The 16,394-nt window shown below is 69.5% G+C and carries 12 protein-coding genes and 1 pseudogene; 6 read left to right on the forward strand and 7 right to left on the reverse strand.

From position 1 onward, the window contains the following. Positions 1–321 precede the first annotated feature (321 nt). The 4 genes from ASE43_RS19735 (at position 322) to folE (ending at position 5,232) form a co-directional block, all read left to right on the forward strand. Positions 322–1,512, forward strand: coding sequence for a 7TM-DISM domain-containing protein (locus ASE43_RS19735; protein ID WP_057161655.1), 1,191 nt, complete (start codon positions 322–324; stop codon positions 1,510–1,512). A gap of 53 nt (positions 1,513–1,565) precedes the next feature. Further along, the gene (locus ASE43_RS19740) at positions 1,566–2,750 is read left to right on the forward strand and encodes a 7TM-DISM domain-containing protein (RefSeq protein WP_162258817.1); all 1,185 of its coding nucleotides are present in this window, start codon (positions 1,566–1,568) and stop codon (positions 2,748–2,750) included. A gap of 116 nt (positions 2,751–2,866) precedes the next feature. Further along, positions 2,867–4,552, forward strand: a complete 1,686-nt coding sequence (locus ASE43_RS19745) for a diguanylate cyclase (RefSeq protein WP_056177277.1) — start codon at positions 2,867–2,869, stop codon at positions 4,550–4,552. 86 nt (positions 4,553–4,638) lie between these two features. Further along, entirely contained in the window at positions 4,639–5,232 is a 594-nt protein-coding gene (gene folE / locus ASE43_RS19750) for a GTP cyclohydrolase I FolE (RefSeq protein ID WP_056177274.1), read from the forward strand. A gap of 160 nt (positions 5,233–5,392) precedes the next feature. On the opposite strand, the gene ASE43_RS19755 is transcribed toward folE, so the two are convergent. Then, positions 5,393–6,916: an FAD-dependent oxidoreductase gene (locus ASE43_RS19755; RefSeq protein ID WP_057161657.1), complete on the reverse strand. Its 1,524-nt coding sequence runs from the start codon at positions 6,914–6,916 to the stop codon at positions 5,393–5,395. 277 nt (positions 6,917–7,193) lie between these two features. Beyond that, the gene (gene gltB, locus ASE43_RS19760; protein WP_057161658.1) at positions 7,194–11,651 is read right to left on the reverse strand and encodes a glutamate synthase large subunit; all 4,458 of its coding nucleotides are present in this window, start codon (positions 11,649–11,651) and stop codon (positions 7,194–7,196) included. A gap of 405 nt (positions 11,652–12,056) precedes the next feature. Here gltB and ASE43_RS19765 point away from each other — a divergent pair, with 405 nt between their 5' ends. Together ASE43_RS19765 and ASE43_RS19770 are read left to right on the forward strand one after the other, a co-directional pair. Then, the gene (locus ASE43_RS19765; RefSeq protein ID WP_057161659.1) at positions 12,057–13,313 is read left to right on the forward strand and encodes a TCR/Tet family MFS transporter; all 1,257 of its coding nucleotides are present in this window, start codon (positions 12,057–12,059) and stop codon (positions 13,311–13,313) included. A 68-nt stretch (positions 13,314–13,381) separates the two neighbouring features. Next, positions 13,382–13,630: a hypothetical protein gene (locus ASE43_RS19770; RefSeq protein WP_056177266.1), complete on the forward strand. Its 249-nt coding sequence runs from the start codon at positions 13,382–13,384 to the stop codon at positions 13,628–13,630. Between the two features lie 194 nt (positions 13,631–13,824). On the opposite strand, the gene ASE43_RS19775 is transcribed toward ASE43_RS19770, so the two are convergent. From ASE43_RS19775 to ASE43_RS19795, 5 genes and pseudogenes are all read right to left on the reverse strand, one after another. Next, positions 13,825–14,259 carry a barstar family protein gene (locus ASE43_RS19775; RefSeq protein ID WP_057161660.1) on the reverse strand — a complete coding sequence of 145 codons (435 nt, stop codon included), beginning with the start codon at positions 14,257–14,259 and terminating at the stop codon, positions 13,825–13,827. Beyond that, positions 14,256–14,684: a ribonuclease domain-containing protein gene (locus tag ASE43_RS19780; RefSeq protein ID WP_057161661.1), complete on the reverse strand. Its 429-nt coding sequence runs from the start codon at positions 14,682–14,684 to the stop codon at positions 14,256–14,258. Before ASE43_RS19780 ends, ASE43_RS19775 begins: the two co-directional genes overlap by 4 nt. A 60-nt stretch (positions 14,685–14,744) precedes the next feature. Then, positions 14,745–15,065, reverse strand: a complete 321-nt coding sequence (locus tag ASE43_RS19785; RefSeq protein WP_082607400.1) for an I78 family peptidase inhibitor — start codon at positions 15,063–15,065, stop codon at positions 14,745–14,747. 96 nt (positions 15,066–15,161) lie between these two features. Further along, positions 15,162–15,458: an I78 family peptidase inhibitor gene (locus ASE43_RS19790; RefSeq protein WP_056177259.1), complete on the reverse strand. Its 297-nt coding sequence runs from the start codon at positions 15,456–15,458 to the stop codon at positions 15,162–15,164. Positions 15,459–15,530: 72 nt separating this feature from the next. Continuing rightward, positions 15,531–16,289: pseudogene (locus tag ASE43_RS19795) on the reverse strand (ribonuclease H-like domain-containing protein); the annotation flags it as partial. Positions 16,290–16,394: the final 105 nt, after the last annotated feature.

Below are 16,394 nucleotides of genomic sequence, written 5' to 3' on the forward strand. Positions count from 1 at the left end.
GCACGGCCGCGGCGCTCCGCTCGACCGGAACGCCGCGCGATGTCGCGGTAATGCGCTGCCGGCCCGGCGCGCATTCGCCGCGATGGTTGGACCCATGGAGCGACCGACGCGCCGTCGTTCCGTCTGTTTACCGATGAGCCGGTGGATGGCGTCAGTCCCTCCCCCTCGAATGCGTCGCCGCCGGCTCATCGGCTTTCTTTACCCGATCGCCCCGCTGTGCGACGCGGTGCGCGTGGCGATGTCCGGCTTGCGCGCCGGGTTCACTGTATTCCCGATGCCCAAGGGCTAGACTTCCCGCCGACATCGCTGTCGGGACCCTGTATGCGCGCAAGCTGGATATCGGCCTGGATCGCGCTGTCGATCGCATTGGCCGCCTTGTTCGCGACGCCCGCCGCCGCACAGTCGCTCACGGTGGAAGTGCTGCGCGTGGACCAGTTGCAGCGCGAGCGGCCGCTGAGCGCGCCGACGCTCGCACGCTGGACGGCGGCGACGCCGAAGGACACGATCCGCCTCGAGCTGCCGCGCCAGCCCATCGGCCACTGGTTGCGCCTGACCGTCGATCGCGACATCGGCGCCGGCGAACGACGCACGGTCTCCATCGCGGGCGCACGCACCTACGGGTCTCTGAGCTACTACCCGCCGGGGTCCGCCCGCAGAACCGTGATCAGTCCCGTGCAGCACGACCAGTCGACTCTATTGCAGTTGGGCTGGGATCTGCCTCTGAGCGAGGGCTGGAAGCACGGCGACGCGATCTATCTGCGCATGCAGGGACATATTTCCAGCGCCCTCAGCCTGAGCCTGTCGACCCGCGCCGAGATGGCGCGCAAGCACGAGAGCGACCGCCGCTTCGCGATCCTGGCGTACTCGGCCTTGCTGCTGATGACCCTGCTCGTCGCCGGCTTGTGGGCGACGACGCGCGAGGCGGTATATCTGTACTACTGCGGCTATACGGTGTGCATCTCGTGCTACCTGTTGCTGCTGTCCAAGCTGATCGAAATTCCGATCAGTTGGGGCAGTTCGGCCGCGCGCCATGACGGCGCGGCCTGGGCGGCCGCGACCCTGGCGACGGTGTTCCAGATCGCCTTCAGCCTGCGTTTTCTCGAACTGTCGCGCTGGTTGCCGCGCATCGCGGCGATCCTGCGCGCCATCGTATGGCTCAATCTGGCCTGGCTACTGGTGTTGCTGACGGCATTTCAGACGGTCTATATGTACTGGTACCTGGGCGGCAACGGCCTGCTGCTGGCGACGATCGTGCTGTTGGTGTATTCGGCGGTCGTGGCCTGGCGCCGCGGCGCCGAGTACGCGGGCTATTACCTGCTGGGTTGGACGCCGCTGATGGCCTTCGCCGCCCTGATCGCGATCAAGACCTTCGGCTTGGGCGACATCGAGTGGGCCGAACGCGGCCTGGTGGTGGCGGTGGTGTTGGAATCGGGCGTGCTGGTGTTGGCGCTGACTCAGCGCGCGGCGGCACGCCATCGGCACACGCTGAAAACGAGGCCGGCGCCGCCCTGAATCGTTAGACTGCCGATACGAACAGACGGCAAGAGACCGGCATGCATAGGGACATGAGGACTGCATGGATCGCGATGCTGGCCGTGCTGGTCGGTTTGTTCGCGGCGGCGGCCGGCGCCCAGACGCTGACGGTCGAACGTCTGCAGGCCGACGGCAGCAGGTGGTCGCGTCCCGATGCCAGTCGGGCGGTGCAGCGCTGGACCGCCGCGGGCCCCGATGTCCCTATGCGTATCGAGCTGCCACGCAGCCCGGATGGGCACTGGCTGCGTTTGTCGATCGACCGCGATATCCCCGCCGCCAGCCAGCGCGTGGTGGTGCTGCGCAGTCCGCAGGCCTACGGCATGGTCGCTTACTATCCGCCTGGATCGGAGCGGCTGTCGCTGATCGGCTATGTGCGCGACGACGGCCCCCGACTGCTGCGGCGCGGCTGGGCGCTGCCGCTGAAGGCGGGCTGGAGCGCCCACAGCGTCGCCTACGCCCAGGTTTCCGCACGCAACGACACCATGCTCGATATCGCTCTGGCCGATCGCGCCGTTCTGATGCGCGAACTGGAGAGCGATCGTCGGTTCGCGATCGTCGTGTACGCCTTGATGCTGACGATGACCCTGGTGGTCGCCGGCTTCTGGGTGGCGTCGCGCGATTCGGTGTACCTGTACTACTGCGGCTACATGATCTGCCTGTCGATCTACCTGCTGTTGATGACGGCCTGGATCAAGATACCGGTCGAATGGTTCGGTTCGGCGGTGCAGCGCGACGGTGCGGGCTGGTTCGTCGCTACCTTGACCACGATGTTCCAACTTTGCTTCACCGTGCGCTTCCTCGAACTTCCCCGCTTGCTGCCGCGCGCGGCGACCGCGCTGCACGCGATCGTGTGGGCTAACGCGCTCGCGCTGGCGGCGCTGGTGTTGATGTTCGACTTCGTCTACCAACACTGGTACGTGGTCGGCAACGTCCTGCTGCTGCTGTCGATCCCGATCATCGTCTATGCGGCGATCGTGGCCTGGCGGCGCGGCTCTCCGTACGCGGGCTATTACCTGATCGGCTGGACGCCGCTGATGCTGTTCGCCGGGCTGGTCGCGGCCAAGACCTTCGGCCTCGGCAACTCCTACCTGATCGAACGCGGACTGCTGCTGGCGGTGGTGATGGAAACCGGCGTGCTGATGATCGCGCTGACCCAGCGCGCGGCCGAACGGCACCGCCGCGAGCAGCGTCAGGCCAGCGGGCGCGGTCGCCGCTAAGGCCGCCGCTGCTCGCGGCGGTCGCGGCGAGCCTCGATCGCGCAATGTCACCCGCCGATGCGGCCGAGCGCGTCTGCAGACGCTAGACTCCGTCCATGCCGCTGGGGAATCGACGGATGCGCAGGATCTGGGGCAGCGCCATGCTCGCGCTGACGTTGGCGTTCGCCTGCATGCCGGCCATGGCGCAATCGTTGAAGGCCGAGCTGCTGCTGACCGAGGGCGAACTCGACGGGCCACCGGCCTCGGCGCCGGTGACCGAGCGCTCGGTCGCCGAGGCGCCCGGCGACCTGGTCTACCTGACCATGCCGCGCCGCGAGGCCGGCTATTGGATCCGCCTGACCACCGACCGCGACATCGCCGCCAGCGAAAGCCAACTGCTGGTGTTGCGCGGCGCGCGTGTGCGCGGGCCGGTCACCTATTACCCGCCGGGCGCGCCGCCGCGCATCGTCAACGACGCCGAGAACGGCGGCCCGGTGCTGCTGCGGCGCGGCTGGGTGCTGCCGCTGCCCAACGGCTGGACCCGCGGCGACGTCGCCTATCTGCGCGTGGGCGGCAATACCGCCGAGGCGCTGAGCCTGCGTCTGGCGACCGTGCCGGAGCTGGCGCGCCAGGAGCGCGGCGATTCGCGCTTCATGGTCGCCGCGTTCACCGCGATGATGTTGATGGCGGTGGCGATGATCGCGATCTGGTACGCCTTCCGCGACCTGGTCTACATGGCCTACGGCGCCTACCTGGCCTGCGCGGCGATCTACCTGCTGCTGGTGTCCGGCGATGCGGCCGAGATGTGGGGCCTGGCCGGGCTGGCCAGCGGCCGCCTGACCGTGACCTGGACCCTGGCCACGCTGGCCACGATCTTCCAGCTCGGTTTCAGCCTGCGCTTCCTGGAGTTGCCGCGCCTGCTGCCGCGCCTGGCGGTGCTGGTGCGCACGGTGCAGTGGGCCAACATCCTGTGGCTGGCCGTGCTGCTGGCGCTGCGCGAGCGCGTGCACGACTTCTGGTACATCGGCGGCAACGCCCTGCTGCTGGTCGGCATTCCGCTGATGTTCGCCGCCGCGATCATGGCCTGGCGCCGCGGTGCGCCGTATGCGGGCTATTACCTGCTGGGCTGGACGCCGCTGCTGCTGTTCGTCGGTGTGCTCGCGGCCTATCCCTTCGGCGTCGGTCGCGCCGAGTGGGCCGACCGCGGCCTGGCCCTGGCGGCGGTGCTGGAATCGGGCGTGCTCGCGCTGGCGCTGAGCCAGCACGCGGCCAACCGCCACCGCCTGTCCCTGCTGGCGCGCCAGTCCGGCGACCGCGATCCGCTGACCGGCACCCTCAACGCCTCGGCGCTGCGCCTGCTGCTGGAGACCTGGTCGGCGCCCGGCAGCCTGGGGCTCAAGCACCACGGCCTGCTGCTGCTGGATCTGGACGGCTTCGGCGAGATCAACGCCCGCTACGGCCGCGCGATCGGCGACGCCCTGCTGCAGCAGGCGCTGGCGCGCATCCGCGGGGTGCTGCGCCCGGACGACACCATCGCGCGCATGGGCGGCGACAGCTTCGCGGTGGTGGCCGAATGCGAGCGTGTGGATTGCGAGCTGCTGGGCCGGCGCCTGGCCGACGCCTTCGGCCAGCGCCCGTTCCGCATCGACGGCCACGAGATCGCGGTCAGCGCCAGCGTCGGCCTGGCCATGGCCCAGCGCGGCGAGCCCGTGCAGAGCCTGCTCGACCGCGCCGAGCACGCCCTGCTCAGCGCCCGCAACACCGGCCGCAACACGGTCGGCATCGCGCCCGCGGCGGCGCTGCCGGCGCTGGAAGCGGGCTGAGCCGGCGCGGGCACGGAACACAGTGTGTTTCCGATGCCCGAGCGCAGTGGAGTAGGATGCCCATCCCCCATTGCTGAGGCTGCGTCATGGCCGACGACAAGAACAAGCCGTCCCGCGAACAGGCCGAATCGGCCGTGCGCACGCTGTTGGCCTGGGCCGGCGAAGACCCCGCCCGCGAGGGCCTGCTCGACACGCCCAAGCGTGTGGTCGAGGCCTACGGCGACTGGTTCAGCGGCTACGACGACGACCCGCGCGACTACCTGGCGCGCACCTTCGAGGAAGTCGCCGGCTACGACGAGCTGATCGTGCTGCGCGACATCGAGTTCGAAAGCCATTGCGAGCACCATATGGCGCCGATCATCGGCAAGGCCCACGTCGGCTATCTGCCCAACGGCAAGGTGGTGGGCATCAGCAAGCTGGCGCGCGTGGTCGAGACCTATGCGCGCCGCTTCCAGGTCCAGGAGAAGATGACCGCGCAGATCGCGCAGTCGATCCAGGACGTGCTGCAGCCGCTGGGCGTGGGCGTGGTGATCGAAGGCGCGCACGAATGCATGACCACGCGTGGCGTGCACAAGCGCGGCGTGAGCATGATCACCTCGAAGATGCTCGGCACCTTCCGCGAGGACGCGCGCACGCGTGCGGAGTTCCTGCGGTTTATCGATGTGGGTCCAGGGCGGTAAAGGCTGCCCTCATCCGCCCTCCGGGCACCTTCTCCCGCAGGCGGGAGAAGGGACGGCAAGGCTTCGTGCTTCAGTCTTTTCCGCTCTGAAGCCCCTCTCCCGCTAGCGGGAGAGGGGTTGGGGTGAGGGCGCGCGGGGCAGCAAACTCACCTTGAGACTCTCAACCCATTTCCGTAGCCAAGATCTCCAGCGGCGCCACCACCGCCGCCTCCCGCAACAACGCCACGATCCCCGCCGCCGCCTCACGCCCCTCATAGGCCGCCGTCACCACCAGGTCCGCGCCACGCACGCCATCGCCACCGGCGAACACCCGCGGATGCGTGGTCTGGTACGGCCGCGTCTGCGCCGCCACCTCGCGGCGCGACTTGCAGCCGCCGGTGTTCGGCACGCGGATGCGGCCGTCGCTTTCCAGCTCGATGCCGTGCGCGGCCAACCAGGCCGGCGGATCGGGCTGGAAGCCGAACGCGATCACCACCACGTCCGCGTCCAGCACCGATTCGCTGCCCGCCACGATTTCGGCGCGCTGGCGGCCGCGCGCGTCGGGCGCGCCCAGCACGGTCTCGGCCACGCGCACGCCGCTGACCCGGTCCTCGCCCAACAAGGCCAAGGGCTGACGGTTGAACAGGAAGCGCACGCCTTCCTCGCGCGCGTTGGCGACCTCGCGCGCCGAGCCCGGCATGTTGGCCTCGTCGCGGCGGTATATGCAGCTGACCTCGGCCGCGCCCAGGCGCACCGCGCTGCGCACGCAGTCCATGCCGGTGTCGCCGCCGCCGAGCACGACCACGCGCTTACCGTGCAGGTCGGGCAGTTCGATGTGATCCTCCCAGCCCGCGATCGCGCGGCCGGCGGTCATCGCCTCGCCCTGCACCAGGCGCCCGTTCTGGACCAGGAACGGCAGCGCCGGCAGCACGTTGGCCAGGTCCTGACCGGGCAGGCCGCCGTCGGTATAGCGGTAGCTGCCCAGGCCCAGGAACACCGCGTCGAAGTCGGCCAACAGAGTGTCGAAGGCGATATCGCGGCCGATCTCGACGCCGAGGCGGAACTCCACGCCCATGCCTTCCAGCACCTCGCGGCGGGTGGCGATCACCGACTTCTCCAGCTTGAAGCTGGGAATGCCGAAATGCAGCAGCCCGCCGATGGCCTCGTAGCGGTCGAACACCACCGCGTCGATGCCCGCGCGCGCCAGGCGGTCGGCGCATGCCAGACCTGCCGGTCCGGCGCCGACCACGGCCACGCGCTTGCCCAGGCGCTGCACCGTCGACAGGTCCGGACGCCAGCCGCCGTCCAGGGCCTTGTCGACGATGTACTTCTCGACCGCGCCGATGGTGACCGCGCCGAAGCCGTCGTTGAGCGTGCAGCTGCCCTCGCACAAACGGTCCTGCGGACACACGCGGCCGCAGATCTCGGGCAGCGGATTGGTTTCGTGGCACAGCGCGGCGGCTTCGTCGATGCGGCCCTCGCGCGCCAGTTCCAGCCAGTTCGGAATGTAGTTGTGCAGCGGGCAGGCCCAGCCGCAGTAGGGGTTGCCGCAGTCCAGACAGCGGCCGGCCTGCTTCTTGGCCTCGGCCTCGCCGAAGCGCCCGTACAACTCGCCCCAGTCGCCGCCCTGACGCAGCGCCAGCGGAATCCGCACCGGCATCTCGCGCGGCGCTTCGCGGAATTGGAACACCTGCTTCTTACTCATCCTGCCTGACCCCGTGGGCTGCGTTGTCGCGTGCGGTCTGGGGTATTCGCGGTGAAAGCAAATCCCCCCCGGCCAGCAGGCATAGCCTGCTGGCGTTCGCTGGCGTACGAACCTGCGGTTCGTAAGCACGCCACTTCACTCTTTTTCAAAGGGGGGAGACGTACCGGTTTGTGGCGTGAGGCGCAGACTTCAGGCGGCGACGAAAACGCAATTGCCCTCCCCCCCTTTGAAAAAGGGGGGGAGGGGGGATTTGCTCTTGCTGCGAAGACGATCGAATTCATGCTGCGCTCCTTAGCGTTTCCGCCAGCGACTCCAAACTCGCCGCCTTCGGCTTCACCAGCCAGAACTTGCCCATGTAGTCGCGCATCTCGTCCAGGATCCGGCGCGCCCACACGCTGCCGGTGAGTTCGGCGTGGGTCTCCAGCAGATCGCGCAGATGCGAGCGGTGGTGCTCGAAGCCGTCGGCGGAGATGCGCAGGATGTCGATCAGCTCGTGGTTGTAGCGGTCGACGAAATCGCGCTCGGTGTCCAGCACATAGGCCATGCCGCCGGTGAAGCCGGCGCCGAAGTTCAGGCCGGTGCGGCCCAACACCGCGACCACGCCGCCGGTCATGTACTCGCAGCAATGATCGCCGGCGCCTTCCACCACCGCGGTCGCGCCGGAGTTGCGCACGCCGAAGCGTTCGCCGGCGCGGCCGGCCGCGTACAGCTCGCCGCCGGTGGCGCCGTACAGACAGGTGTTGCCCAGGATCGGCGTCTCGTGGGCGACGTAGCGCGCGCCGCTGGGCGGGCGCAGCACGATGCGGCCGCCGGCCATGCCCTTGCCGACGTAGTCGTTGGCCTCGCCTTCGAGTTCGAAACGCAGGCCGCCGGCCTGGAACGCGCCGAAGCTCTGGCCGGCGGTGCCGGTGAAGCGCAGGTCCAGCGGCGCGTCGGCCATGCCGCGGTCGCCGTGCAGGCGCGCGATGCGCCCGGACAGACGCGCGCCGATGCTGCGGTCGGTGTTGCGGATCGGGTAGGCGTACGCGCCGCCGCGCTTGTGCGCGATCGCATCGGCCAGTTCCAGCTCCAGTTGCGCGGACAGACCCTCGGGCTCGATCGGCGGCGCCGGCATGCCGCAATGGCCGCCGTGGCTGAGGCCGGAGCCAGCCAATAGCGGGGCCAGGTCCAGACGCTGCTGGCGCGCGCTGTCGCCATCGCTTTGCAGCAGCAGATCGGTGCGGCCGACGATCTCGCCCAGCGTGCGCACGCCCAGCGCGGCCAGCCACTGGCGCACTTCCTCGGCCAGCAGGCGGAAGAAGTTCTCCACCCGCTCGGGCAGGCCGGTGAAATGGTCGCGGCGCAGTTTGTCGTCCTGGGTGGCCACGCCGGTGGCGCAGTTGTTGAGGTGGCAGATACGCAGGTACTTGCAGCCCAGCGCGATCATCGGCGCGGTGCCGAAGCCGAAGCTTTCCGCGCCCAGCAGCGCGGCCTTGACCACGTCCAGCCCGCTCTTCAGGCCGCCATCGGTTTGCAGGATCACCCGCTCGCGCAGGTCGTTGGCGATCAAGGCCTGGCGCGCCTCGGCCAGGCCCAGCTCCCACGGCGTGCCGGCGTAGCGAATCGACGACAGCGGGCTGGCGCCGGTGCCGCCGTCGTGGCCGGACACCGTGATCAGATCCGCGCCGGCCTTGGCCACGCCGGTGGCGATAGTGCCCACGCCCGCGTGCGAGACCAGCTTGACCGAGATCAGCGCCTGCGGATTGACCTGACGCAGGTCGTGGATCAGCTGGGCCAGGTCCTCGATCGAGTAGATGTCGTGATGCGGCGGCGGCGAGATCAGGCCGATGCCGGGCATGGCGAAGCGCAGGCGCGCGATCAGCTCGTTGACCTTGTGGCCGGGCAGCTGACCGCCTTCGCCGGGCTTGGCGCCCTGGGCGATCTTGATCTGCAGCACTTCGGCGTTGACCAGGTACTCCGGGGTCACGCCGAAGCGGCCGGAGGCGATCTGCTTGATCTTGGAGACCTTGTCGCTGCGATAGCGCGCGGGGTCTTCGCCGCCTTCGCCGGAGTTCGAACGCCCGCCCAGGCGATTCATCGCGATCGCCAGCGCCTCGTGCGCCTCCGGCGACAGCGCGCCCAGGCTCATCGCAGCCGAGTCGAAGCGCTTGACGATCGCCGACACCGGTTCCACTTCGCTGACATCGATCGGCGTCACGCCTTCGCTGCGCAGCTGCAGCAGGTCGCGCAGCGCCGCGGTCGGGCGTTCGTTCACCGCTTCGGCATAGGACTGCCAATCCGCCCAATCGCCGCTGCCGACCGCGCGTTGCAGGCGCGTGACCACGTCGGGGTTGAACAGGTGGTATTCGCCGCCGGGCACGTAGCGCAGCAGGCCGCCGATCTCGGGCAGTCGGTTGGCGTCCCAGCCCTGCGCGGCCAAGTGCGCGGCGTCGGCCTGCAGCTCGGCGAAGCCGGCGCCGCCGATGCGCGAGGGCGCGCCGTCGAAGCACAACTCCACCACCTCGCGGTCCAGGCCGATGATCTCGAACAGCTGCGCGCCGCGATAACTGCCGATGGTCGCGATGCCCATCTTGGAGATGATCTTGAGCAGGCCCTTCTTGATCCCGCGCCGGTAGCTGCGGCCGATCTGCGCGACTTCGCCGTGTTTGGTCTTGAGGATGCCGCGCACGCCCAGGTCGTGCAGGGTCTGATAGGCCAGGTACGGATACACCGCGGTCGCGCCGAAGCCGAGCAGGCAGGCGAAGTGGTGCGGATCGCGCGCGGTGCCGGTCTCGACGATCAGGTTGGATTCGCAGCGCAGGCCGGTGCGCACCAGGTGCTGGTGGACCGCGCCGGTGGCGAGCAGGGCATGCAGCATCAGCGCGTCGCGACGCGGGCGGCGGTCGGTCAGGATCAGCAGCACCACGCCTTCGCGCGCGGCCGCTTCGGCCTCGGCGCAGATCCGGTGCAGCGCGGCCTTCAGGCCCTCGGCCGGATCGAAGTTGAGGTCGATGAAGCGATGCGAGCGGTCGAACGGCGCCAGCGCCAGTAGCTGACGCAGCTTGCGTTGCGCCAGCACCGGCGAGTTGAGGTGGATGTGGCCGACGTTGCCGGGCCCATCGACGAAGACATTGCCCTCGCGGCCCAGCTGCACCGCCAGCGACATGACGCAGTCCTCGCGCAGCGGGTCGATGGGCGGGTTGGTGACCTGAGCGAAGGCCTGGCGGAAATGGTCGTAGAGCGGACGCACCTGCTGCGACAGCACCGCCATCGGCACGTCGTCGCCCATCGAGCCGGTGGCTTCCTGCTCGGTCTCGGCGAGCGGGCGCAGCACCTGCTCGCGCTCCTCGCGGCTGAGCTGGAACAGCTTCTGGAAACCGGCCAGGGTGTCGGGATCGAAGGGTTCGGCGGCCAGGTTGGGATCGATCAGCTCGCTGTGCAGGTAGGTCATGCCCTGCTTGAGCCAGCGCTTGTACGGCGCGCGCGCGCGGTTGATGCGGTCGATCGCCTCGGAGTCCAGCAGCTCGCCCTGATACAGATCGGCGGCGATCATCTCGCCCGGACCGAGCTTGCCCTTGGCCTCGATCTCGCTGGCCGGCAGTTCCCACACGCCGGCTTCGGACGCGATCAGGAAATGGCGGTCGCGCGAGCGCAGCCAACGCGCCGGGCGCAGGCCGTTGCGGTCCAGGGTGCAGGCGGCGTAGCGGCCATCGCAGGTGACGATGCCGGCCGGGCCGTCCCAGGGCTCGGTGTTGAGCGCGTAGTACTCGTAGAACGCGGCGAGGTCGGCGTCCTTGTATTCCAGCGACTGCGTCGCCGGCGGAATCAGGATGCGCATCGCCTTCAGCAGGTCCATGCCGCCGGCCTGCAGCACCTCCAGCATGTTGTCCAGGCTCTGCGAATCCGAACCGTCGGTGCTGACCACCTGGTCGAACTCGCGCAGGTCCAGGGTCGGCGTGCGCCAGGCGTGCGCGCGCGCCTGCGCCCAGGCGCGGTTGCCGGCGATGGTGTTGATCTCGCCGTTGTGGGCGAGCAGGCGGAACGGCTGCGCCAGCGGCCAGCGCGGCGTGGTGTTGGTGGAGAAGCGCTGGTGGAACACCACCGCGCTGGCGACCAGGTCTTCGCGCTGCAGATCCGGATACAACTGGGTCAGACGGTCGGGCAGGACCATGCCCTTGTAGCCGATGCTGGCCGAGGACAGGCTGACGACGTAGAAGTCCTTGATCGCGCGCAGGCGCTGCTCGGCGCGGCGCCGGGCCAGGAACAGCGAACGCTGGAAGCCGGCCGGATCGAAGGGCGAGGCCGCCTCCACGAACACCTGCTCGATCCGCGGCATGGTCTTGCGCGCCAGTTCGCCGCAGGCGCTCAGATCCACCGGCACGATACGCCAGCCGGCCAGGCGCAGATTCTCGTGCTCCAGGGTTTCGGTAAGGATTGCGCGCGCCTGCGCGGCCTGCGCCTCGTCGTGCGGCAGGAACACCAGGCCGGCGCAGTAATGCGCGCCCAGGGCGATGCCGCTTTCGCGCGCGAGCGTGCGCAGGAAGCTGTCGGGATGGCGGATCAACAGGCCGCAGCCGTCGCCGCTGAGGCCGTCGGCGGCGATGCCGCCGCGATGGGTCATGCGCGCCAGCGCTTCCAGTGCGCGGTCGACCAATGCGCGGCTGGGGCGGTCGTCTAGCTGCGCGATCAGGCCGAAGCCGCAGCTGTCCCGCTCGTCGCGAGGGTCGTACAGCATCGCTTGCTGGTTGGCTTGCATCGCTGCTCCGGAAGGCTCTCGGTGAACATGCCCGCGCCGGTCGGCGCAGGCCCGTAAGAACACGAATGGATCGCTGGCTAGCTGCACGCGCGGGCAGACCTGCCAAGGGCGCGGGACATGTCCCGTACCAGCGTGTCGTGACCGAGCGTGATTCGAATAAATCACAATTTGTGCGATGCGGCAATTCGTTCGGGTATGCGTTCGGGCGCCATGCCCGCAAGGGGCTGCGCAGCGCCTGCGCAGCGCTCCGCACCGGTTGCGCAAGTGACTGATCGCAATCGTGAAATCCGTCGCGACGCGGGCAATTAGTAACGTCGGAAACCATCCCCGTGGGCGCTCCGGCACGGGTCGCCTGGGGTCGCGCGCGCTAGACTGCGCCATCGCTTCCGCTTCGACGCCCCCCTCGTGACCGCATCCGTTCCCGGCGCGCGCCGCGCCGCGCTCGTTTTCATTTTCATTACCGTGCTGATCGACGTGTTGTCGTTCGGCCTGATCATTCCGGTGCTGCCGCGACTGATCAAACAATTCGCCGGTGGCGACACCGAACACGCGGCCTATTGGATCGCGGTGTTCGGCACCTTGTTCGCGGCGATCCAGTTCGTGTGCGCGCCGATCCAGGGTTCGCTATCCGACCGCTACGGGCGCCGTCCGGTGATCCTGCTGTCGTGCCTGGGGCTGGGTCTGGACTTCATCTTCATGGCCCTGGCCAACACCTTGCCGTGGCTGTTGGTGGGCCGGGTGATCTCGGGCATCACCTCGGCCAGCTTCAGCACCGCCAACGCCTACATCGCCGACGTCACCGCGCCGGAAGAGCGCGCCAAGAGCTACGGCATGATCGGCGCCGCGTTCGGCCTGGGCTTCATCGTCGGTCCGGTGATCGGCGGACAGCTCGGCCACTACGACGTGCGGTTGCCGTTCTGGTTCGCGGCCGCGCTGGCGCTGCTGAACTTCTGCTATGGCCTGTTCGTGCTGCCCGAATCGCTGCCGCCGGACAAGCGCAGCGCCAGGTTCGACTGGTCGCACGCCAACCCGATCGGCTCGCTGGTCCTGCTCAAGCGCTATCCGCAGGTGTTCGGCCTGGCCGCGGTGGTGTTCATCGCCAACCTTGCCCATTACGTCTATCCCAGCGTGTTCGTGCTGTTCGCCGATTACCGCTACGGTTGGGAGGAGCAGGAAGTGGGCTACGTGCTGGGCGTGGTCGGCGTGCTCAGCGTGATCGTCAACGTGGTTCTGATCGGACGCGCGGTGAAGGCGTTCGGCGAACGCCGCACGCTGCTGCTGGGACTGGGCTGCGGCGCGATCGGCTTCATGGTCTACGGTTTCGCCGATGTCGGCTGGCTGTTCCTGATCGGTCTGCCGATCAGCGCGTTGTGGGCGATGGCCGCGCCGGCGACCCAGGCCCTGATCACGCGCCAGGTCGGCGCGGACGTGCAGGGCCGCATCCAGGGCGCGCTGATGAGCCTGATCAGCCTGGCCGGTATCGTCGGCCCGACCCTGTTCGCGGGCAGCTTCGGTTACTTCGTCGGCAAGTCCACGCCGGTGCACCTGCCGGGCGTGCCCTGGTTCATCGCTTCGGGCCTGCTGGTGCTGGGCGTGCTGATCGCCTGGCGCTACGCGCGCACCCAACCCGTCCCGGCCCACGTGGTCGCCGAGACCGCCTGACCGACGGCCCTTGCCGCGGCGCCTGGTGCTGCGGCAAGGTCGGGTTCCCCCTCGTCACGGAGCCTTCCATGTCCCTGCTGCCCGCCCGTCTGTCCCTGCTCGCGCCGCTGCTGTTGCTGGGCGCCTGCGCCAGCTCGCCCGATTACCTGGACACCAACGCCGCGGTCGATGCGCGTCCGGAATGCACCAGCCAGCCCGACCGCCCCGGCGAACCGGTGCCGAGCTGGTGCGAGCGCAAGCAGGAAGTGCGCTGGAGCGACAAGGAAGACAAGATCGATCTGAAGGGCAAGGACGATAAGGGCGACGATCGCCGTTGAGGTCTCCGCGCGCTCGATGCGCGCGGCGTGGTTCGGTGGAGGGCGTCGGTGCGGTGCGCCTGCGGCTTACCGCAGCCTGCGGCATCCACTGGCCGACTCCTCTGCGTAGGGTGCGGTGATGACCGCACCATCGCGTAACCCGCCATCGCGGCGAATGCTGCGCGGCGCGCGGCGTCCGCACGCTCTGCGGCCCATCACCCCATCGCATCCAAGCGTTCGCTGGGCAGCGGAAACAGCGCCCAGAACGGCTTGCGCGCCTCGGCCCATTGCGCCGAGGCCTCGTTGAGGATGTCCAGCAACACCGCGGCATCCTCGCCGGCCTGCGCCTGCCAATCCTGGGCGCGCTCCAGCAGCAGCAGATAGCCGCCGGCCGGCAACCAGGACAGATCTTCCAGGCTGTCGGCGAGCGCGTCCCAGTTGTGCCCGAACCAGTCCGGAAAATTCAGCGCCGCCGCCACGCGCCGCAGCAGTTCGCCCTTGTCGCCGCAACCGTCCAGGTCGATGCGCGCGACCGCGAATTCCAGGAAGGCACCGGCCTCGGCCAGGGCCTGCGTATCGGCCGCGTCGACGAAATAGGCGCCGGCCTGGGCCGGATCGGCGAGCAGCTCGCGCAGTTCCTGGGTCTTCATGGCTGCGCCTGGCCGGGATCGAAGCGGCGGAAGCTGCGGTAGTGATCGTCGCTGTAGTAGTACTCGCTGGGCGGATCGCCGCCGGTGACGATGCGGCGCGCGCCGCGGTCGTTCTCGCCCGGGGTTTCGACCGTGTACTCGCGGTAATAGCCGCGCGGTTGCGGGGGCAGGCGACGTTCGCGGTTCTGGAACGTGCCGCCGTCCTGGCGATGCTGGTAGGGCCCGCCGCGCGCGATGCGAGCGAGCACCTCGTGGGCTTCGGCCGGCAGGAAGTCGGTGGCGGCGTTACCCGCCGCGACCGGCACCGGCGCCGAACGCGAAGCGGCGGGTGACGCGGTCGGCGCAGGCAGGGGCGCCTGGCGCTGCGACCACAGCCACAGGCCGAGCAGGACGACGGCGGCGATCAGCCAAGGCGCGCGACGCATGCGGAACTCCAAGCGGGGTCGTCGCCGAGTCTAGCGCGCGCTGGCGTCCGCGCGCCGGCCTCAGCCGCAGCGCAGATGGGTGATGACGTTGTTTTCGTCGACGTCGATGTTGAGCCGGCCTTCCTGGTACTCCATGGTCACCATCTGGCCCGGCTTGAGCACACGCGCATTGCGCGCGCCGGCATCGGTGCGCGCGCGCTCGATCACGTCGGCGCTCGCGGTTTTGCCCAGCGCGGCGGCCTTGGCGGCGTCGGCGTTGCAGGTCAGTTCTTCCGGCGGCAGCGGGCGCGACATTTGCGGCGGATTGGCCTGGCTGGCGCAAGCGCCGAGGGCGACCACGGCGAGGGCGCCGACGGCGAGTGCGATACGGATAGAGGGCATGGCGGGGCTCCGGTTCGTGGGGCGCGCTCAGGGTGCGCGCCCGTGGCTGTGCCGAAGATTAACCCGCCGCCGCGCGTTCTCGTTTCGAACTACCGCTCAGCCGCAGCGCAGGCCGGTGATCGCGCCGCGGTCGTTGAGGTCGATGTTGATGCGGTCGGGGCGGTAATCCATGGTCGCGCCCATGCCGGGTTTGAGCACGCGCGCGTCGCGGCTGCCGGTGTCGCGCAGGATGCGGTTGGTGGTGTCGTCGTCGATGCCGCGGCCGATCGCCCAGCGCGCGCCTTCGGCATTGCACTGCCCGCTGGGCGGGACCGCGGCGCCGGGCGGCGGCGGGGCGCTGACGCAGGCGGTCATCGACAACAGCAGCACGGTGGGCAGGACGAGGCGCGACATGGCACGGCTCCGCGAGGATGAGGTGGACGCAGCCTGCGGCGGTCTGCGTGTGCGCGGCATGAAGGCGCCGCCTCAGTGCGGGCTCGCGGCTTCGGCCTCGACCAGGCGTCGCATCAGCTGCGCCAAGGTCACCACGTCCTGGTGGTTGTGGGCGACCACGCGCCGCAGCAGGCCGGCGCCGCCGCCGCGCAGGTACTGCAGCCAGGCCGCCGGTGCCTGCGAGCCGGGCAGATCGTCCTCGCGCACGATGCGCAGCAGCTCGCGTTCGACCGTGGCCAGGCGGCAGTTCTCCCAAGTGCCGCGGTAGCGGCGCCGGGTCGGGAACAGCAGGTCGACGTGGTCCAGCGCTTGCAGCGGATCCTCGATGCGGGCCAGGCGGTAGCGCGTTTTCAGCAGCGGCGCGTCGTAGCAGCGGCCGTTGTAACTGGACAGCACCGTGTCCGGCCGCAGCCACTGGGCGAAAGCCCGCAGCATCGCCGGCTCGGCCGCGAGCGAGGCGATCAGCAACTGACGCACGCGCAGACCGTCGCCGTGCAGCGGATCGCGGTGCCAGTCGGCGGCGCCGATCATGAAGGCGCGGGTGCCGGTGCCGCCGGCCAGGCCGGTGGTCTCGGTGTCGAAGAACAGCAGCCGGCGCGGATCGACGCTGTCCTCGGCGCGCTTGGCGAAGGCCAGCGACAGCGCCTGCGTGGGCGATTCGCAAGCCAGATGCTGCTGGATCAGGCGCAGGCCTGGCGCGATTTCTTCGCCGGGCAGGTCGCGGTCCAGCGGTGCGCGCGGCATGGCCCACGCGTTCGGCGCGCGTTCGCGCACGCCGAGCAGGCGGCGCAGTTGTTCCAGGCTGTGCTGCGCGTCCGGCGGCGCGGCCGGCGCGGGCGCCGATACGGACGATGGCGCCGCCACGCCGCGCGCCTGTCGCTGCAGCAGGCGCAGCTT

The organism is Lysobacter sp. Root983 (assembly GCF_001429345.1).
GTDB lineage: Bacteria > Pseudomonadota > Gammaproteobacteria > Xanthomonadales > Xanthomonadaceae > Lysobacter.